Raw genomic sequence first — 18071 nt, forward strand, 5'->3', positions numbered from 1 at the left:
ATGTTTCATCGCTTATGGACATTAATTCGTAAAGAGCTGCAATCGCTGTTACGTGAACCGCAGACGCGAGCCATTCTGATTTTACCGGTGCTAATTCAGGTTATTCTGTTCCCGTTCGCGGCCACGCTGGAAGTCACCAACGCCACAATCGCTATCTATAACGAAGACAACGGTAAACATTCGGTGGAACTAACCCAGCGCTTCGCTCGCGCCAGCGCCTTTACGCACGTTCTGCTGCTGAAAAGCCCGCAGGAGATCCAGCCCACCATCGACACGCAAAAAGCCCTGTTGCTGGTGCGCTTCCCGGCCAACTTTTCGCGTAATCTGGATACCTTCCAGCAGGCTCCCATGCAGATTATTCTCGACGGGCGTAACTCTAACAGTGCGCAAATTGCCGCGAATTACCTGCAACAAATCGTTAAGGAGTATCAGCAGGAGCTGATGGACGGCAAGCCGAAACCGAACAACAGCGAGCTGGTGGTGCGTAACTGGTATAACCCGAATCTGGATTACAAATGGTTTGTGGTTCCGTCGCTGATCGCCATGATCACCACCATCGGCGTCATGATCGTCACTTCGCTCTCGGTTGCCCGCGAGCGCGAGCAAGGCACGCTGGATCAGCTGCTGGTCTCCCCGCTTACCACCTGGCAGATATTCATCGGTAAAGCGGTGCCCGCGTTAATTGTGGCAACGTTTCAGGCCACCATTGTGCTGGCGATCGGCATCTGGGCTTATCACATCCCGTTTGCCGGTTCACTGTGGCTGTTCTATTTCACGATGGTGATTTACGGGCTGTCGCTGGTCGGCTTTGGTCTGCTGATTTCATCACTGTGCGCCACTCAGCAGCAGGCGTTTATCGGCGTATTTGTGTTTATGATGCCGGCGATTTTACTTTCAGGCTACGTCTCGCCGGTCGAAAATATGCCGGTCTGGCTACAGAATCTGACGTGGATAAACCCAATCCGCCATTTTACGGACATCACGAAACAGATTTACCTGAAGGATGCGAGTCTGCAGATTGTGTGGGGAAGTTTGTGGCCGCTGTTGGTGATAGCGGCCACGACCGGCTCAGCGGCGTATGCGATGTTTAGACGCAAGGTGATGTAGCTTTTTGTCTTTCGCCAACAGCGAGACCACGGCGGGTCCGGCAAGGATCACCAGCCCCGCCAGGGCCAGCAAGACGTTGTTTTGCAGCACGCGCGACAACAACCACAGTACGATCATCGCGGCACCGAAATACCACGTGGTAGTCAGTTCTTCCAGCACATCAGCTACGTCGCGCCAGCGCTGTTCATGGTGACGTTGCAAGGCCAGCATTAATAAAACCGTTACGCCGTAAACGACGCATAATCCCAGGCCGACGCGCACCAGCGTACCGCTCATCCAGCCCATTACCAGCAACGCCACTACCAGTAAATGCAACACAATCTGCCAGCAACTTAGACCCGTTGCGACACGAACACGTTGTTGCCACCTCATGGCTTTTCTCCTGAAGGATTTTCAACTAATTATTCAGAGTACCGGACTTTACGGAAAATTCCGCAACACCGCATCTTTTTGTGACGACGACTACACTATTTTATTTAGGAAGTAACGCCAACGGGAGGCTCATGAGCGGATCGGGAGTTCAATTTTCATTCAATGTGCTCACCATTAATACTCACAAAGGGTTCACCGCCTTCAACCGGCGTTTTATTTTGCCTGAGCTACGGGAGGCTGTCAGAACGGTCGGTGCAGATATTGTCTGCCTGCAGGAAGTCATGGGCGCGCACGATGCTCACTCGCTGCAGATTGAGAACTGGCCGGATACCACCCACTACGAATTTCTGGCGGACACCATGTGGAGCGACTTCGCCTACGGGCGTAACGCCGTATACCCACAAGGGCATCACGGTAACGCGGTGTTGTCGCGTTATCCCATTGAACATTATGAAAATCGCGATGTGTCCGTCGGCGCGAGTGAAAAGCGCGGGGTCCTCTACTGCCGCATCGTGCCGCCAATGCTCTCGCACCCAATTCATGTCATGTGCGTGCATCTCGGTTTGCGTGAAGCACACCGCCAGGCCCAGCTCGCTATGCTGGCTGACTGGGTCAATGCCCTACCCGACGCGGAGCCCGTGGTGATCGCCGGAGATTTTAACGACTGGCGGCAAACGGCCAATCACCCGTTGAAAGCCAGGGCCGGCCTTGACGAGATTTTTACCCGCGCCCACGGTCGCCCGGCGCGGACGTTTCCGGTGCAGTTTCCCCTGCTGCGTCTGGACAGGATCTATGTGAAAAACGCGAATGCCAGTACTCCAACGACGCTGGCGCTGCGTCACTGGCGACATTTGTCCGATCATGCCCCCCTGAGTGCGGAGATTCATTTATGAAAAATGGCTGGCGTGAAGGCAATCAAATTCAACTGCTGGAAAACGGCGATCAATACTATCCCGCCGTCTTTGACGCCATTGAACAGGCACAGCAAAAAATTATCCTTGAGACTTTTATCTGGTTTGAAGATGCGGTCGGAAAACAGCTGCATGCCGCCTTGCTCGGAGCCGCCCAGCGCGGAATCAAAGCAGAGGTGCTGCTGGACGGTTACGGTTCGCCGGATCTTAGCGACAGTTTTGTCGAAGAGTTGACCGTAGCAGGCGTTGTTTTCCGCTACTACGATCCGCGCCCGCGTCTGTTCGGTATGCGCACCAATCTCTTTCGCCGTATGCATCGCAAAATTGTGGTCATTGATGACCGTGTTGCCTTTGTCGGCGGCATCAATTATTCCGCTGAGCACATGTCTGATTACGGTCCCGAGGCCAAGCAGGATTATGCCGTTCGCGTGGAAGGTCCTGTCGTGGCCGACATCCTGAAATTCGTGCTGGATAACTTACCGGGACAGAGCGCCGTACGACGCTGGTGGCGACGTCATCACCGGGCAATTGAAAATCATCGGCCAGGCGAAGCGCAGGCGCTGTTTGTCTGGCGCGATAACGAAGAGCATCGCGATGATATTGAACGCCACTATTTGAAAATGCTGACCCAGGCCCGGCGGGAAGTGATCATTGCCAATGCCTATTTCTTTCCGGGTTATCGCCTGCTGCATGCCCTACGAAAAGCTGCGCGACGCGGCGTTCGGGTAAAACTCATCGTCCAGGGTGAACCGGATATGCCGATTGTGAAAGTGGGTGCCCGCCTGCTGTATAACTATCTGGTTAAAGGCGGCGTCCATGTCTATGAATACCGGCGTAAGCCCCTGCATGGTAAAGTCGCGCTGATGGACGATCATTGGGCGACGGTAGGTTCCAGCAATCTCGACCCGCTCAGTCTGTCGCTCAATCTGGAGGCAAATCTTATTATTCATGACCGCACGTTTAACCAGACCCTGCGTGACAACCTGAACCCCATTATTGCGCAGGACTGCAAGCGAGTTGATGAATCAATGCTGCCAAAACGCACCTGGTGGAACCTGACCAAAAGCGTGCTGGCCTTCCACTTTTTACGCCACTTCCCGGCGCTGGTCGGCTGGCTACCGGCGCATACCCCGCATCTGGCCGAGGTAGAACCACCCGCACAGCCAACTCTGGAAACCCAGGATCGTATTCCAACTGAGGATGCAGGAGGGGAAACCTGATGCCAAAAAACCACCGACGCTGGCGCTTAGCGAAAAAGATCCTCACATGGCTATTTTTTATTGCAGTCATCGTATTGCTGGTCGTTTATGCCAGTAAGGTCAACTGGCAGGAAGTATGGACGGTAATTCGCGATTACAATCGGATCGCCCTGCTCAGCGCCGTAGGGCTGGTGATCGTCAGTTATTTACTTTACGGCTGCTATGACTTGCTCGGGCGCTACTACTGCGGGCACAAGCTGGCAAAACGCCAGGTCATGCTGGTGTCGTTTATCTGTTACGCCTTCAACCTGACGTTAAGCACTTGGGTGGGCGGTATTGGGATGCGTTATCGTCTCTACTCGCGTCTCGGATTACCGGGGAGCACAATTACGCGAATTTTTTCACTGAGCATTACCACCAACTGGCTGGGCTATATTCTGCTGGGCGGTTTTATTTTCACCTTCGGCGTCGTTGAACTGCCCGCACACTGGTATATCGATGAAGGTACGCTACGCCTCTTAGGCATTGCGCTGCTGCTGATGATTGTTGTTTATCTGTGGTTTTGCGCTTTCGCTAAACATCGCCACATCACCATCAAGGGCCAAAAACTGGTACTGCCCTCCTGGAAATTTGCCCTCGCGCAAATGGCGATATCCGGTACTAACTGGATGGTAATGGGGGCGATTATCTGGCTGTTGCTGGGTCAGAATATCAACTATTTCTTCGTGCTGGGCGTGCTGCTGGTGAGCAGTATTGCCGGTGTTATCGTGCATATTCCGGCGGGGATTGGCGTGCTGGAGGCGGTCTTTATGGCGCTGCTGGCGGGAGAGAACACCTCTCAGGGGACAATCATTGCCGCCCTGCTCGCATATCGCGTGCTGTACTATTTTATTCCGCTGCTGCTGGCGCTGATGTGCTATTTGCTGCTGGAGAGTCGGGCGAAAAAGTTGCGGGTAAAAAACGAGAAGGCGATGGCGAAATGATTCACCGGATGGCGGCTTACGCCATCCGGCAACAGAGAATTAACGACGATTGCCGAAGATACGCAGCAGCATCAGGAACAGGTTGATGAAGTCCAGATACAGCGTTAAGGCCCCAAGAATTGCGTATTTACGCAGATTGGAGCTGTCACGCAGGTCGATCTGCTCACCAATGTTTTTCAGCTTCTGCGTGTCATAAGCGGTCAGGCCGACAAACACAATCACCCCAATATAGGTCACCGCCCACATCAGCGCTTCGCTCTTCAACCAGAAGTTAACCAGCGAGGCCAGCACAATACCGATCAGCGCCATAAACAGCATATTGCCGAAGCCGCTGAGATCGCGTTTGGTGGTGTAGCCGTACAAACTCATGATCCCGAACATCCCGCCGGTGACCACAAAGGTGCTGGCGATAGACGAGTAGGTATAGACGATAAAAATGCTTGATAGCGTCAGCCCGGTTAATGCCGAATAGAGCATAAACAGCGTGGTCGCCATTCCCGCGCTGAGCCTTTGCACCATGCCGGACAGGACGAACACCAGCGCTAGCTGGGCGATGATCAGTCCAAAGAAGGTGATTTTGCTGGAGAAGACAAACATCATCACCGCGGGCGTATTTGCCGCATACCAGGCGATAAACGCCGTCAGCAACAATCCGCAGGTCATCCAGCCGTACACCTGCGCCATATACGTTTGCAGGCCGGAACGGGCCTGTACAATAGAATCGGATCGTGGGAATCGGTCCATGACAATCTCCTGAATCAGTATGAGCCTACACCAATTGTACTCTACCAGCGTTTTGCTGCTAGCTTATCGCTGTCGCGGGCATCAACCCAGCGCTCACCTTCTGGCGTGGCCTCGCGCTTCCAGAATGGTGCGCGGGTTTTCAGATAATCCATAATGAACTGCCCGGCATCAAACGCGCTGCTGCGATGCGCACTGGTCACGCCAACAAAAACGATTTCGTCACCCGGCCACAGTTCGCCAATGCGATGAATGACCGTTACTCGTCCCAGCGGCCAGCGCGCACGCGCTTCGTCGACAATCTCCGCCAGCGCTTTTTCGGTCATTCCCGGATAGTGTTCCAGCGTTAACGCTTGCACGCTATCGCCGAGATTGTGATTGCGGACTTTACCGGTGAAAGTGACCACCGCGCCATCTTCATCGCGTTCGGCCAGCCAGGGATACTCATCCCCGACGCTGAACGGCGCATGACCAACAACAATTCGCGTTTCAGCCATCTTAGCCTCCGGTTACCGGTGGGAAGAAAGCCACTTCGTCACCCGCATTAAGGGGATGGTCAAAACTGACCAGCGTCTGATTTACCGCGGCCAGCAGCTTGCCGTCTTCCAGCGCCAACGCCCAGCGATCGCTTTTTGCCGCAAGACTCCGGCGCAGCGCTTCTACCGTTGCAAACTCAGCGGCGACTTCTATCGCATCCGTGTTCACCAATTCCCGTACCTGAGCAAAGAAAAGAACCTTAATCATGCGCATCTACCTTAAAATCTCCCGATTTGCCGCCGCTTTTAGCCAGCAAACGCACCGGACCAATTACCATATCCTTTTGCACCGCTTTGCACATATCGTAGATGGTCAACGCTGCCACGGAGGCCGCCGTTAACGCTTCCATTTCGACGCCGGTTTTCCCGGTCAGGCGACACAGCGTTTCAATGCGTACGCGGTTGTGTTCCGGCTCGGCGTGCAGATTAACTTCAACCTTGCTCAACATCAGCGGATGGCACAGCGGGATAAGATCCCAGGTCCGTTTGGCGGCCTGAATACCGGCAATACGCGCCGTGGCGAAAACGTCGCCCTTATGGTGGCTGCCGTCGATAATCATCGACAGCGTTTCGCTACGCATGGTCACGAATGCTTCTGCACGCGCCTCGCGTACGGTTTCCGCTTTGGCGGAGACATCCACCATATGCGCTTCGCCAGCGGCGTTAATATGAGTCAGTTGCGACATACTTATTTCTTCAAATGTGGGTGGAAATTACACGGACGCGTACGGGCATCGAGCTGCGGCACAATGATATTTTCCCATGCGGTACGACACGCCTTAGTCGACCCCGGCATGGCGAAAATCAGCGTTTTGTTGGCCACTCCGGCAATCGCCCGGGATTGCAGCGTCGCGGTGCCAATCTCTTCAAACGACAGCATACGGAATACTTCACCAAACCCTTCGACTTCTCTGTCGAACAGCGGTTGCAGCGCTTCTGGCGCCTGGTCCCCTTCGGTTAAGCCCGTGCCGCCTGTAATGAGCACAACCTGCACATCCTCACTGGCAATCCATGCAGAAACCTGGGCGCGAATGGCGTAGCGGTTCTCTTTGACAATCGCCTTGTCGACAATCTGATGACCCGCCTCTTGCGCCGAGTCACGCAGATAATGGCCGGAGGTGTCATCTTCTTCGCCGCGACGGTTGGAAACAGTAAGAATAGCAATGCGTGTCGGGATAAATTCAGCGCTTACCTGACTCATGAAAAACTCCTTTTAGCGATCAGCCGCCAATGTAAGATAAGTTTTGCGTAATACCGGTATTGTTCTGATGCAGGAAATGAGTCTGCTTTTTCTCCAGCAGCGCGGCTGAAATGCGTTCTTCCAGCGCCGACTGCTGAGCGTCATCTTCCAGCAAATCACGCAGGCTTACGCCGCCTTCACCAAATAAACACAGATGCAGCTTGCCGACAGAGGAAACGCGCAGACGGTTGCAGGTGGCGCAGAAGTCTTTCTCATAAGGCATGATCAGACCAATTTCACCAGCATAGTCAGGATGACAGAAAACCTGAGCCGGGCCGTCGCTGCGCTGTCGGATCTGGTGGATCCAGCCGCGACGCAGCAGCTCATCGCGCAGGACCTGGCCTGAGATGTGGTGTTTACGGAAGAGAGAGCTGCCCTCGCCCGTTTCCATCAGTTCAATAAAGCGTAGTTGGATAGGACGGGGCTGAACCCACGCCAGGAAGGTGTCCAGTTGATGATGGTTTACGTCGCGCATCAGCACGGTATTGACTTTCACTTTTTCAAAACCCGCATCGAAGGCGGCGTCAATGCCTGCCATCACCTGCTGAAATTTGTCCTGCCCGGTAATGGCGTGAAACTGACGGGCATCGAGGCTGTCGACGCTGACGTTAAGTGCGGTCAGTCCAGCATCGCGCCAGGCAGCGGCATCACGCGCCAGACGATAACCATTAGTGGTCACCGCAATCTGACGGATGGCGTGGTTTTCGCGCACGGCGGCGATAATGTCGGTAAAGTCGCGACGCAATGAAGGTTCGCCCCCTGTCAGACGCACTTTTTCCGTTCCCAGACTGGCGAACGCGCGCGTGACGCGGCGAATTTCATCAACGGTCAAAAAGCCGTTATTGGTGACACCGCCGGGCTTATAGCCATCCGGCAGGCAGTAGGTGCAACGAAAGTTACACACATCGGTAATCGACAAACGTAAGTAGTAAAACTTACGTGCGAAAGCATCGGTAAGTTGAGAGCCCATGTACACCTTTCCAAATACGGGAGACGTAGTCATTTCTTCCTACGCCCTGGTGACAAACCTATTCAAGTATTGTCACGGCCAAAGCACCGTATCATTTGACCCAGGTGCAGAGGCTAGAGTGTTTATTCTCGTCATACTTCAAATTGCAGAAGCGTGGGCTTTGTTCATTCACCCCAGTCACGTACTTATGTCCGCTTACGGGGGATTCTCTCCCTCACTGCCTTCCTGCAACTCAAATTATTCAGAGTACATTGTGGTTATGCCGATACTAGCGTGTAAATGACGCTTTTGCCATGTACACTTTCGCTGTATAAATACATACATAGCGACATGATCGTGCAATTTCGCTACAGAATAAGCAAAAACCACAGTTTTGCATTGATATACATCATCTTGCCGGCAGGTGAATCTCGTCAGAAAGGAGTAGATCGCAGAAAAAAATTACGCCAGATTCCGCCTGGATAATTGCTGAAAACACACTATTTACGTTACTGTAGCGCCGATCAATTGATATCAGGAAAATATATGCGCACTCGCACGCTGGCAGATCTGGACCGCGTTGTCGCTCTCGGCGGAGGGCATGGACTGGGACGCGTTCTCTCCTCTCTTTCCCCTTTAGGTTCACGCCTGACGGGGATCGTCACCACGACCGATAACGGCGGGTCGACAGGTCGTATTCGTCGCTCTGAAGGAGGAATTGCCTGGGGAGACATGCGTAACTGTCTGAACCAGTTAATTACTCAACCCAGCGTTGCATCCGCCATGTTTGAGTATCGTTTTGGCGGTAATGGTGAGCTTTCCGGGCATAACCTCGGAAATCTGATGTTAAAGGCGCTCGATCACCTCAGCGTGCGGCCTCTGGAAGCCATCAATTTAATTCGTAGTCTGCTGAAAGTTGACGCGCATTTAATTCCGATGTCGGAGCTGCCGGTGGACCTGATGGCTATCGACGATCAGGGACATGAAGTCTATGGCGAAGTGAATATCGATCAGCTCACCATCCCGCCTCAGGAACTGATGCTGTCGCCAAAAGTCCCCACCACGCGGGAGGCAGTTGAAGCTATCGCCGAAGCGGATTTGATTTTGATAGGACCCGGCAGTTTTTACACCAGCCTGATGCCGCTCCTGCTGCTCGACGAATTGGCGCAGGCATTACGTCGCACACCTGCCCCGATGGTCTACATCGGCAATCTGGGTCGTGAATTAAGCCTGCCAGCAGCCAGCCTGACGCTTAACGATAAGCTGGCAATCATTGAACAGTACGTTGGCAGGAAAGTAATTGATGCGGTGGTTGTGGGCCCGAAAGTGGATGTATCCACCGTTACCGACCGCGTTGTTATTCAGGAAGTGCTGGAAGCCAGCGACATTCCCTACCGCCATGACCGCCAGCTATTGCATTACGCGCTGGAGAAAGCGGTACAGGCGCTGGGGTAAGTGGAATTACCTGATGGGCTGCGCTTATCAGGCCTACAAACGCGATCTACTCCCACAGGCCGGATGAGGGGGTTCCCCCGCCTCCGGCACAATCTTACGATGCCGCGATAAACAACTCGCGCAACTGATGCAACTGGTCGCGGATTGTCGCAGCCTCTTCAAATTCAAGATTCTGCGCATGCTGCATCATCTGCCCTTCCAGCTCATGAATCTTCTGCTGCAGCGCTTTTGGCGTCATATCCAGTTCGACAATTTCAGACTTCGCGCCTGCGCGTGACTTCCCTTTGCCTTTCGCCTTAGTCTTCGCAATATTCTGACCCAGCGCCAGAATATCGACCACTTTCTTGTTCAGCCCCTGCGGCGTAATACCGTGTTCTTCGTTGTAGAGCTGCTGTTTCTCACGACGGCGTTCAGTTTCACCTATCGCCTTAGCCATTGAGGCGGTAATTTTGTCGCCGTAGAGAATAGCCTTCCCGTTGATATTACGCGCCGCACGACCGATGGTCTGAATAAGCGAACGTTCCGAACGCAGGAACCCTTCTTTGTCTGCGTCCAGAATCGCCACCAGTGAGACCTCAGGCATGTCCAGACCCTCACGTAACAGGTTGATACCCACCAGCACGTCAAACTCGCCCAGACGCAGGTCACGAATGATTTCCATACGTTCCACGGTATCGATGTCTGAGTGCAGATAGCGCACCCGCTCACCGTGCTCTTCGAGGTATTCGGTGAGATCCTCTGCCATCCGTTTCGTGAGCGTAGTGACCAGCACACGTTCGTTAATCGCCGCACGGATGCGGATCTCAGACAGCAGATCGTCAACCTGCGTCGCCACCGGGCGTACCTCAATGATTGGATCCAGCAGGCCGGTCGGTCGTACTACCTGATCGACGACATCATCACCGGATTTCTCCAGCTCATAGTTACCCGGCGTCGCTGAGACGTAGATGGTCTGCGGGGCCAGCGCTTCAAACTCTTCAAATTTAAGCGGACGGTTATCCAGCGCCGACGGTAGACGGAATCCGTATTCGACCAGAGTCTCTTTACGCGCCCGGTCACCACGATACATACCGCCAATTTGCGGGATAGTGACGTGGGATTCATCCACCACCAGCAGGCCGTCGGCAGGCAGGTAATCAAACAGCGTCGGCGGCGGCTCGCCGGGGCCACGCCCGGACAGATAGCGGGAGTAGTTTTCAATCCCCGAGCAGTAACCCAGCTCATTCATCATTTCCAGATCGAACTGCGTACGCTGACTTAGCCGCTGTTCTTCCAGCAGTTTGTTATTTGCCAGCAGGACCTTGCGCCGCTCTGCCAGCTCAACTTTGATTTCTTCCATCGCCTGCACGATACGTTCGCGCGGCGTCACGTAGTGCGTTTTAGGATAGATGGTGTAGCGCGAAATCGTGGATTCAACCTGCCCGGTAAGCGGGTCAAACAGCGATAAACGTTCGACCTCTTCATCAAACAGTTCCACGCGCAGCGCGATATCGTCGGATTCAGCCGGGAAAATGTCGATCACTTCACCACGCACGCGGAAGGTTCCGCGCTGAAATGCCTGATCGTTGCGGGTATATTGCAGTTCCGCCAGGCGGCGCAGGATCGCACGCTGGTCGATAATCATCCCTACCGTCAGATGCAGCATCATTTTCAGATACAGATCCGGATCGCCCAAACCATAGATAGCGGAAACTGACGCGACGACGACGACATCCCGACGTTCCAGCAGCGCTTTGGTCGCTGACAGACGCATTTGCTCAATATGTTCGTTAACCGAGGCATCCTTCTCGATGAAGGTGTCAGAACTTGGTACGTAGGCTTCCGGTTGATAATAGTCGTAGTAGGAGACGAAATACTCCACCGCGTTATCCGGGAAGAACTCTTTCATCTCACCGTACAACTGCGCGGCCAGCGTCTTATTGGGAGCCAGCACCATGGTAGGCCGCTGCAAGTCCGCAATTACGTTAGCGATGGTGAATGTCTTCCCCGAGCCCGTCACCCCCAGCAGCGTCTGATGCGCCAGACCATCCTCCAGCCCTTCTTCCAGACGGCGAATAGCCTCAGGCTGATCGCCAGAGGGTTTAAAAGCGGAATTTAGTTTGAACGGTTTACTCATGAGCAGCTACCTGAAGCAATGGGCGGGCAGGTGTGTAATTTTACTCGCAGTCGTATATTTTGCCAGTAAAATATACTGGATGAAAAAACAGTAACGCACCAGAATATTTCTGATACGCCATCAGAATGACCGTGACCGCAGGCTAAAATTTGGCCTCAGACAAGATAAAACACCAGCAAAAACGTGTTATCCCCAAAGCAATGACTTTTTTAACATTTGTCAAGCTGCCCGATGAAAGTTTTGTGGCAACGCATGACACTTCTGCGACAGCCATTGATTTTATCTAACATTCTGTAATTTAATGACTATTATCCCGAGCCGTCTTTCGCATCAATTTAGTCGCAGGCCGCGTCTTCTCTCGCTTACATTGTGTTTTCTAACTCTAATACACAAGGTTATCCACAGGAATAGTGGATAACTGCCTCCAGCCCGTATGGACTGTAGCCTGGCAAAAACGCCCTCACTCCCTTTTCAGGAGGGATAAAAAAAATTTATCGCTATTTTTTGATATTTATCAGCTAACGAAGCGGCCTGGAATGGCCGGGATCTTGCTCGCATTTTCATCATTTTCTTGCCTGCACCATTACGACACCGACAGGCACTGGCAATGTGCACAAAACAACGCCAGCCCTCCGGCCAGCCAGACGTTACCGCCTGCGCGGCACACTCTCCTGCTGTTTTTTGACCCCAACCCCTCTTCTGGCAAGAGAATTGCAATTTTCTTCCGACGACCTGTACGTGGGGCGGATAGCATCATGCTGGAGGAATCTATGTTGAGTCTTCGCGCAGTGAATCATTATTACGGTAATCAACACTCCCTATGGGATGTGGATCTCGACCTGCTGCCCGGTAAATGTACCGGTGTGCTGGGGCTTCCAGGGATGGGAAAGACTACGCTGACCAATTGCATTATCGGCAATTTACCGATCGAAAGCGGCACCATGTTCTGGCATCAGGCTGGCGCGCCGCCGCGCGACCTGAGCCCCATTCCGGCGGCAAATCGCATCGCGCTGGGCATTAACTACGTTTCACAAGAGAGACGGATTTTTTCGCAATTGACGGTAGAGGAAAATCTGCATATTGCGCGCCAGGCGGTTGAGGAAAGCGAAACGATGAACAGCAGTGATATTTACCGCCTGTTTCCACAGTTGTTCGTACTGCGTCAGGCCAAAGGGGCGGCATTATCGGAAGATGATCAGCACCAGCTTGCGCTCGCCAGCGCGCTGGTCACACGCCCGCGCCTGCTGATCCTCGATGAGCCCACGCGGGGAAGTGGCCAGGCATATATCCACAAGCTGGGGAACCTGGTGGTAAGGTTAAGCCAGGAGCTCGGCATCGCCATAATGCTCGCGGAGCAGAGCCTGCCGTTTATTCGTCGGGTCGCTGACTGCTACTGCCTGTTACACCGTGGGCGCAACGTGGCTCAGGGGCAAATCACACAGCTCAGCAACCCGCAAATCACCGATTGGGTGACGCCACAGACAAAACGCTAAGATCGATATAACGTCCTGTCGATGCCCGCTCCGGCTCTTCTGCCAGCCAGGGAATTTCCCCCAGCAGCGGAGCCGCAAGCACACGCCTGAGCGTTGCCATATATTCAGCATGACGCTTGCCAGGTGGCGTCACATCATTGGCGACCCATCCGGCAAGCGTCAGTCCGGCCTGCTGCACCGCCTGGGCGGTCAGCACAGCGTGGTTGATGCAGCCGAGCTTAACGCCAACCACCAGAATAACCGGCAGCTGCTCTGTTTTCACCCAGTCAGCAAAACTCAGCGTTGGCGAAAGCGGCGTAAACCACCCGCCGGCACCTTCCACCAGCACCCAGTCAGCCTGTTGTTCCAGCGCGCGTAAACCCGCAGACATTACAGAGGCCTGAATAGGGCGACCTTCGTCCGCGCTGATGATATGCGGTGAGGTAGGTTCCGCGAAGGTATAGGGGTTGATAGCCGCATAGTCCACCGTCACAACGCTGTTGAGCTGTAATGCCAGGGCATCGCTATTGCGCAGACCTTCAACCGTCATTTCACTGCCCGACGCCACTGGCTTATAGCCGACGGTTCGCAATCCCCTCTGCCCCGCCGCCTGCAGCAACGCGCAGCTGGCGATAGTTTTCCCCACTTCGGTATCCGTCCCGGTGACAAAAAAAGTGTTAGTCACGTTGAATCACTCCCAAAAATAGATGATAGGTCAGCGGATATTTCCCCTGCTGGCAGGGCCAGGCTAGCTGTAGCTGGCGCAACTGTGAGCGGGTGAGGACGCTCGGCTCGCGGCCATCATGCAAATGCGTCGCGCCAATGCCCTTCAGCGATCGCATGGCGCTCAGCGCATCGTCAAACCACAGCGTGACGGCATGAGACTGGTATTCAACGTCCCACCCATGCAGGGCGTTTTCCAGTTGATCCACGGGCAAAAAACGATTGGCGTGCTCCCGCTCATCAACCGCTCGCCACGCCTGACGAAGTTCCGGCATTGACCCCTGCGCCAGGGTACTAAACGCCACCGTCCCGCCAGGACGCACCACCCGGTAAAGCTCACGTAACGCGCCGCGCAGGTCACTGCACCACTGTACGGCCAGATTGCTCCAGGCCAGGTCGAAAGTAGCAGCAGCCTGCGGAATGGCTTCAATATCCGCCAGCAAATAGCGGTGGGCGACATCGTGACGCTGTGCTTCAGTCAGCATTTGCGCCGACAGATCCAGCGCGCAGACCTCGCTCCCTTGCTCCCGCCAGTAACGGCTCATACGCCCAGGCCCGCAGCCCGCATCTAAAACCTGAGAGAATGCCCGACCATCGAGTCGTGCCAGTAACGCATCGGCGCTCTGACGCTGGAGTTCCGCGTGTTGCTCATAGTGAGTAGCCGCGCGACCAAACGCGGCAGCAATCGCCTGCTTATTGACCTGCGCCATGCAGCACCTCCAGTAAGCGATCGATATCCTGGACTTCATGCGCCTGGGTCAGCGTAAGCCGCAGCCTGGCCGTACCAACCGGCACCGTCGGTGGGCGAATAGCCGTCACCCAGCATCCCTGTTGACGTAATGCCTCCGCCAGTTGCAAGGCTTTATGATTGTCGCCCACGATCAGTGGCTGAATGGCGCTGTCTGACTGCGCCAGCGTTAAGTCCGGCATATTCACCCCAGCGCGAAAACGCTGGATCAGCATCGCCAGTTTTTCTCTGCGCTCATCGCCTTCGCGGCTGCGGATCACCTCCAGCGCGGCGCGCAAGGCCTGGGCCTGCGCCGGAGGCATACTGGTGCTGTAGATCAGATGACGGGCAAACTGCAGCAGATAATCGGCCACGCTGTCTGAGCACAAGATTGCCGCGCCGCTGACGCCAAACCCTTTGCCAAACGTCACCACTAACAGCTCGGGTTTCACCTGCTGTCGGGAGCACGAACCGCGCCCTTCCTCACCGCTCACGCCAATCCCGTGCGCATCATCCACCAGCAACCACGCGCCCTGCTGCTCTGCCACCGCGTGAATTTCCGCCAGCGGTGCGCTATCGCCATCCATGCTGAACACCCCTTCAGTGACCACGAGTTGTTGCCCCGGACAGGGGGTGGTCAGCAGACGTTCCAGATGTTGGGGATCGTTATGGGTAAAGCGACGTAGCACGGCAGGGCTAAGGCTGGCAGCTTCCAGCAGTGAGGCGTGGCTGAGCCGGTCAGCAACAATCCGGTCCTCTTTGCCCATCAGCGCGGCAATGACCGCCTGATTAGCGGCAAAACCGGAGATAAACAACAGCGCCCGGGAATAGCCGAGCCATTGCGCCAGCTCATCTTCCAGCGCCTGATGAGCAACGGAATAACCGCTGACATGACCCGAGCCGCCGCTACCGACGCCAAAACGCTCAGCGCCTTGCTGCCACGCGCAGATAATATGCGGATGGTGGCTTAAGCCAAGGTAGTCGTTGCTGGAAAAGTTCAGATACTGGCGACCGTCGGCCTGCAGCCAGCGACCGGCGCCCTGCGTCACCGCATAGCGCCGACGCAACGCATCAGCACGACGACGCGCCGTTAACGCATCGTCTATTTTTTGCTGCCAGGTCATACGGTTGCCGCGTTGTAGTATTCGTCGGTATCTGGGGTACGCAGCGCCTGCTCCAGGCGTTGCTGCTGTTCGTTATCACCCGCCAGCACCGCCGTTTGCTGCGGATTGAGGCCCAGTTTGCGAAACAACAGCAAATCCTTATCTTCGTTCGGGTTCGGCGTGGTCAGCAGTTTGCAGCCGTAGAAAATCGAGTTAGCCCCGGCCATAAAGCACATCGCCTGGGTTTGTTCGTTCATTTGCTCGCGTCCGGCTGAAAGACGGACATATGAAGTCGGCATCATGATCCGCGCCACGGCGATAGTACGAATAAAATCAAAAGCATCCACATCGTCGTTATCGGCAAGCGGCGTGCCTTTCACTTTCACCAGCATGTTGATCGGCACGCTTTCTGGCGGCGTTGGCAGATTAGCTAATTGCAGCAACAGACCCGCGCGGTCGGTCACCGTTTCCCCCAGTCCCACAATCCCGCCGGAGCAGACTTTAATGCCCGCCTCACGCACTTTATCCAGCGTATCCAGGCGCTCCTGGTACGAACGGGTTGTGATGATATTGCCGTAGAATTCCGGCGAGGTGTCGAGGTTATGGTTGTAGTAGTCCAGACCCGCATTGGCCAGCCGCTGGGCCTGATTTTCGTTCAGCGTACCCAGCGTCATACACGCTTCCAGCCCCAGTTCTTTGACGCCCTGAACCATCTGTTCCAGGTACGGCATGTCGCGTTCGTGTGGATTCTTCCACGCCGCGCCCATGCAAAACCGCGTTGAACCGGCCTGTTTCGCTTTACGCGCAGAGTCCAGTACCTGTTCAACCTCCATCAAACGTTCCGTTTCCAGACCGGTTTTATAGCGGGAGCTTTGCGGGCAGTATTTGCAGTCTTCCGGGCAGGCACCGGTCTTAATCGACAGCAGCGTACTGACCTGAACCTGCCGCGGATCAAAGTGCTGACGGTGAACCTGCTGCGCTTCAAACAGCAGGTCCAGCAGCGGTTTTTCAAATAATTCGGTGACTTGCGACATTGTCCAGCGAGAAGAATGAGCCATATTGGTATACGTTTCGTTATGAGTTTGGTGTAGACTCGTAAACCTAAATCTTTTTAATTTGGTTTACAAGTCGATTATGACAACGGACGATCTTGCGTTTGACCAACGCCATATCTGGCACCCTTACACCTCCATGACCTCCCCGTTACCGGTTTATCCGGTGGCGCGTGCCGAAGGTTGCGAACTGATTTTAGCCAGCGGTGAGAGGCTGATAGACGGCATGTCGTCCTGGTGGGCGGCAATCCACGGTTACAATCACCCACAGCTGAACGCCGCGATGAAAACGCAGATTGATGCCATGTCACATGTGATGTTTGGCGGCATTACCCATGCCCCGGCCATTGCGCTGTGCCGCCAGTTGGTGGCGATGACGCCAGAGGCGCTGGAGTGCGTTTTTCTCGCGGATTCAGGTTCGGTCGCCGTAGAAGTAGCAATGAAAATGGCGCTGCAATACTGGCAAGCCAAAGGCGAATCCCGTCAGCGTCTCCTGACATTTCGAAACGGTTATCACGGCGATACCTTCGGCGCGATGTCGGTCTGCGATCCCGACAACTCGATGCACAGTCTGTGGAAGGGTTATCTGCCGGAGAACCTGTTTGCGCCCGCCCCGCAAAGCCGCATGGACGGCAAGTGGGACGAACTGGATATGGTGCCTTTTGCCCGCCTGATGGCCGCGCATCGCCACGAGATTGCGGCGGTGATCCTTGAGCCGATTGTGCAGGGCGCTGGCGGCATGCGCATGTATCATCCCGAATGGTTAAAGCGCATCCGTAAGATGTGCGACCGTGAAGGGATCCTGCTGATTGCCGATGAAATCGCCACCGGATTTGGTCGTACAGGCAAGCTTTTTGCCTGTGAACACGCCAACATAACCCCGGACATTTTGTGTCTGGGCAAAGCCTTAACCGGCGGAACCATGACCCTTTCCGCCACCCTGACCACGCGTCAGGTCGCGGAAACCATTAGCAACGGTGAAGCCGGATGCTTCATGCACGGTCCAACCTTTATGGGTAATCCGCTGGCCTGCGCCGTCGCCTCCGCCAGCCTGTCGTTACTCGAAACCGGTGAGTGGCGCCCACAGGTAGCGGCTATTGAAGCGCAACTGCGGACAGAACTCGCCCCGGCGGCAGACTCGAGTTGGGTAGCCGACGTGCGCGTACTCGGCGCCATCGGCGTGATCGAAACCACGCATCCGGTGAATATGGCGGCGTTACAGAAGTTCTTTGTTGAACAGGGTGTGTGGGTACGACCGTTTGGCAAATTGATCTATCTGATGCCGCCGTACATTATTCAGCCCGATCAGTTGCGTCGTCTGACCCAGGCCGTAAACGAGGCTGTGCGCAGTGCAACATTTTTTAGCGAGTAATCAGCGGTAAGCT

The 18071-nt window shown here is 54.8% G+C and carries 19 protein-coding genes and 1 riboswitch; of the genes, 7 read left to right on the plus strand and 12 right to left on the minus strand.

The features are described 5' to 3' along the window. Complete coding sequence (locus HV314_RS17165; RefSeq protein ID WP_181546263.1) at positions 1-1107, plus strand: ABC transporter permease; 1107 nt, start codon at positions 1-3, stop codon at positions 1105-1107. Here the strand turns inward: HV314_RS17165 and HV314_RS17170 are convergent. Next, on the minus strand, positions 1069-1479 hold the full coding sequence (locus HV314_RS17170) for a YbhQ family protein (RefSeq protein ID WP_016152353.1): 411 nt from the start codon (positions 1477-1479) through the stop codon (positions 1069-1071). The two genes, HV314_RS17165 and HV314_RS17170, sit on opposite strands and share 39 nt — an antisense overlap. A 131-nt stretch (positions 1480-1610) precedes the next feature. Between HV314_RS17170 and HV314_RS17175 the strand changes: the two genes are divergently transcribed. Genes HV314_RS17175 through HV314_RS17185 form a run of 3 tightly spaced genes read left to right on the plus strand, consistent with a single transcriptional unit; the run spans position 1611 to position 4572 of the window. Next, the gene (locus HV314_RS17175) at positions 1611-2372 is read left to right on the plus strand and encodes an endonuclease/exonuclease/phosphatase family protein (RefSeq protein WP_016156057.1); all 762 of its coding nucleotides are present in this window, start codon (positions 1611-1613) and stop codon (positions 2370-2372) included. Further along, positions 2369-3610, plus strand: coding sequence for a cardiolipin synthase ClsB (clsB, locus tag HV314_RS17180; RefSeq protein WP_016152351.1), 1242 nt, complete (start codon positions 2369-2371; stop codon positions 3608-3610). Before HV314_RS17175 ends, clsB begins: the two co-directional genes overlap by 4 nt. Beyond that, positions 3610-4572, plus strand: coding sequence for a lysylphosphatidylglycerol synthase domain-containing protein (locus HV314_RS17185; RefSeq protein ID WP_016152350.1), 963 nt, complete (start codon positions 3610-3612; stop codon positions 4570-4572). Before clsB ends, HV314_RS17185 begins: the two co-directional genes overlap by 1 nt. 39 nt (positions 4573-4611) lie before the next feature. Here the strand turns inward: HV314_RS17185 and HV314_RS17190 are convergent, their stop codons facing one another. The 6 genes from HV314_RS17190 to moaA form a co-directional block, all read right to left on the minus strand. After that, entirely contained in the window at positions 4612-5316 is a 705-nt protein-coding gene (locus HV314_RS17190; protein ID WP_003831536.1) for a Bax inhibitor-1/YccA family protein, read from the minus strand. Between the two features lie 41 nt (positions 5317-5357). Then, entirely contained in the window at positions 5358-5810 is a 453-nt protein-coding gene (gene moaE, locus HV314_RS17195) for a molybdopterin synthase catalytic subunit MoaE (protein ID WP_046274634.1), read from the minus strand. Between the two features lies 1 nt (position 5811). Then, positions 5812-6057: a molybdopterin synthase sulfur carrier subunit gene (moaD, locus tag HV314_RS17200; protein ID WP_016152348.1), complete on the minus strand. Its 246-nt coding sequence runs from the start codon at positions 6055-6057 to the stop codon at positions 5812-5814. Then, a complete protein-coding gene (gene moaC, locus HV314_RS17205) occupies positions 6050-6535 on the minus strand; it encodes a cyclic pyranopterin monophosphate synthase MoaC (RefSeq protein ID WP_065554856.1) in 486 nt (161 codons plus the stop codon). The genes moaD and moaC overlap by 8 nt, the downstream gene beginning before the upstream one ends. Positions 6536-6537: 2 nt before the next feature. Beyond that, entirely contained in the window at positions 6538-7050 is a 513-nt protein-coding gene (gene moaB / locus HV314_RS17210) for a molybdenum cofactor biosynthesis protein B (RefSeq protein WP_181546265.1), read from the minus strand. Positions 7051-7069: 19 nt separating this feature from the next. Continuing rightward, entirely contained in the window at positions 7070-8059 is a 990-nt protein-coding gene (moaA, locus tag HV314_RS17215; RefSeq protein ID WP_016152346.1) for a GTP 3',8-cyclase MoaA, read from the minus strand. Further along, positions 8047-8192: riboswitch (molybdenum cofactor riboswitch) on the minus strand. It overlaps the preceding gene by 13 nt. A 392-nt stretch (positions 8193-8584) precedes the next feature. On the opposite strand from moaA, the gene yvcK reads away from it, so the two are divergent. Then, a complete protein-coding gene (yvcK, locus tag HV314_RS17220; RefSeq protein WP_016152345.1) occupies positions 8585-9493 on the plus strand; it encodes a uridine diphosphate-N-acetylglucosamine-binding protein YvcK in 909 nt (302 codons plus the stop codon). Between the two features lie 94 nt (positions 9494-9587). Here the strand turns inward: yvcK and uvrB are convergent, their stop codons facing one another. After that, positions 9588-11609 carry an excinuclease ABC subunit UvrB gene (gene uvrB / locus HV314_RS17225; RefSeq protein WP_016152344.1) on the minus strand — a complete coding sequence of 674 codons (2022 nt, stop codon included), beginning with the start codon at positions 11607-11609 and terminating at the stop codon, positions 9588-9590. 770 nt (positions 11610-12379) lie between these two features. Here uvrB and HV314_RS17230 point away from each other — a divergent pair. Then, positions 12380-13102, plus strand: a complete 723-nt coding sequence (locus HV314_RS17230; protein WP_181546267.1) for an ATP-binding cassette domain-containing protein — start codon at positions 12380-12382, stop codon at positions 13100-13102. On the opposite strand, the gene bioD is transcribed toward HV314_RS17230, so the two are convergent. From bioD to bioB, 4 genes are read right to left on the minus strand one after another with little or no spacing between them, the layout of a single operon-like run. Beyond that, the gene (gene bioD / locus HV314_RS17235; protein ID WP_181546269.1) at positions 13068-13766 is read right to left on the minus strand and encodes a dethiobiotin synthase; all 699 of its coding nucleotides are present in this window, start codon (positions 13764-13766) and stop codon (positions 13068-13070) included. The genes HV314_RS17230 and bioD overlap by 35 nt on opposite strands. Further along, positions 13759-14514, minus strand: coding sequence for a malonyl-ACP O-methyltransferase BioC (gene bioC, locus HV314_RS17240; protein ID WP_181546271.1), 756 nt, complete (start codon positions 14512-14514; stop codon positions 13759-13761). Before bioC ends, bioD begins: the two co-directional genes overlap by 8 nt. Then, positions 14498-15655 carry an 8-amino-7-oxononanoate synthase gene (bioF, locus tag HV314_RS17245; RefSeq protein ID WP_181546273.1) on the minus strand — a complete coding sequence of 386 codons (1158 nt, stop codon included), beginning with the start codon at positions 15653-15655 and terminating at the stop codon, positions 14498-14500. The genes bioC and bioF overlap by 17 nt, the downstream gene beginning before the upstream one ends. Further along, positions 15652-16692: a biotin synthase BioB gene (bioB, locus tag HV314_RS17250; RefSeq protein ID WP_029139462.1), complete on the minus strand. Its 1041-nt coding sequence runs from the start codon at positions 16690-16692 to the stop codon at positions 15652-15654. The genes bioF and bioB overlap by 4 nt, the downstream gene beginning before the upstream one ends. A gap of 76 nt (positions 16693-16768) precedes the next feature. On the opposite strand from bioB, the gene bioA reads away from it, so the two are divergent. Beyond that, entirely contained in the window at positions 16769-18058 is a 1290-nt protein-coding gene (gene bioA, locus HV314_RS17255; RefSeq protein WP_181546275.1) for an adenosylmethionine--8-amino-7-oxononanoate transaminase, read from the plus strand. The last annotated feature ends 13 nt before the right edge of the window (positions 18059-18071 follow it).

This window comes from Citrobacter sp. RHBSTW-00887, assembly GCF_013728095.1.
Lineage (GTDB): Bacteria > Pseudomonadota > Gammaproteobacteria > Enterobacterales > Enterobacteriaceae > Citrobacter > Citrobacter braakii.

What these genes read in the sequence shown, in the direction of transcription:
- HV314_RS17165 (WP_181546263.1), top strand. Translation starts at nt 1, where the DNA reads ATGTTTCATCGCTTATGGACATTAATTCGTAAAGAGCTGCAATCGCTG.
- bioB (WP_029139462.1), bottom strand. Translation starts at nt 16,692, where the DNA reads ATGGCTCATTCTTCTCGCTGGACAATGTCGCAAGTCACCGAATTATTT.
- bioF (WP_181546273.1), bottom strand. Translation starts at nt 15,655, where the DNA reads ATGACCTGGCAGCAAAAAATAGACGATGCGTTAACGGCGCGTCGTCGT.
- moaA (WP_016152346.1), bottom strand. Translation starts at nt 8,059, where the DNA reads ATGGGCTCTCAACTTACCGATGCTTTCGCACGTAAGTTTTACTACTTA.
- bioC (WP_181546271.1), bottom strand. Translation starts at nt 14,514, where the DNA reads ATGGCGCAGGTCAATAAGCAGGCGATTGCTGCCGCGTTTGGTCGCGCG.
- uvrB (WP_016152344.1), bottom strand. Translation starts at nt 11,609, where the DNA reads ATGAGTAAACCGTTCAAACTAAATTCCGCTTTTAAACCCTCTGGCGAT.
- moaD (WP_016152348.1), bottom strand. Translation starts at nt 6,057, where the DNA reads ATGATTAAGGTTCTTTTCTTTGCTCAGGTACGGGAATTGGTGAACACG.
- HV314_RS17170 (WP_016152353.1), bottom strand. Translation starts at nt 1,479, where the DNA reads ATGAGGTGGCAACAACGTGTTCGTGTCGCAACGGGTCTAAGTTGCTGG.
- moaC (WP_065554856.1), bottom strand. Translation starts at nt 6,535, where the DNA reads ATGTCGCAACTGACTCATATTAACGCCGCTGGCGAAGCGCATATGGTG.
- yvcK (WP_016152345.1), top strand. Translation starts at nt 8,585, where the DNA reads ATGCGCACTCGCACGCTGGCAGATCTGGACCGCGTTGTCGCTCTCGGC.
- moaE (WP_046274634.1), bottom strand. Translation starts at nt 5,810, where the DNA reads ATGGCTGAAACGCGAATTGTTGTTGGTCATGCGCCGTTCAGCGTCGGG.
- bioA (WP_181546275.1), top strand. Translation starts at nt 16,769, where the DNA reads ATGACAACGGACGATCTTGCGTTTGACCAACGCCATATCTGGCACCCT.
- HV314_RS17230 (WP_181546267.1), top strand. Translation starts at nt 12,380, where the DNA reads ATGTTGAGTCTTCGCGCAGTGAATCATTATTACGGTAATCAACACTCC.
- HV314_RS17185 (WP_016152350.1), top strand. Translation starts at nt 3,610, where the DNA reads ATGCCAAAAAACCACCGACGCTGGCGCTTAGCGAAAAAGATCCTCACA.
- moaB (WP_181546265.1), bottom strand. Translation starts at nt 7,050, where the DNA reads ATGAGTCAGGTAAGCGCTGAATTTATCCCGACACGCATTGCTATTCTT.
- HV314_RS17175 (WP_016156057.1), top strand. Translation starts at nt 1,611, where the DNA reads ATGAGCGGATCGGGAGTTCAATTTTCATTCAATGTGCTCACCATTAAT.
- clsB (WP_016152351.1), top strand. Translation starts at nt 2,369, where the DNA reads ATGAAAAATGGCTGGCGTGAAGGCAATCAAATTCAACTGCTGGAAAAC.
- HV314_RS17190 (WP_003831536.1), bottom strand. Translation starts at nt 5,316, where the DNA reads ATGGACCGATTCCCACGATCCGATTCTATTGTACAGGCCCGTTCCGGC.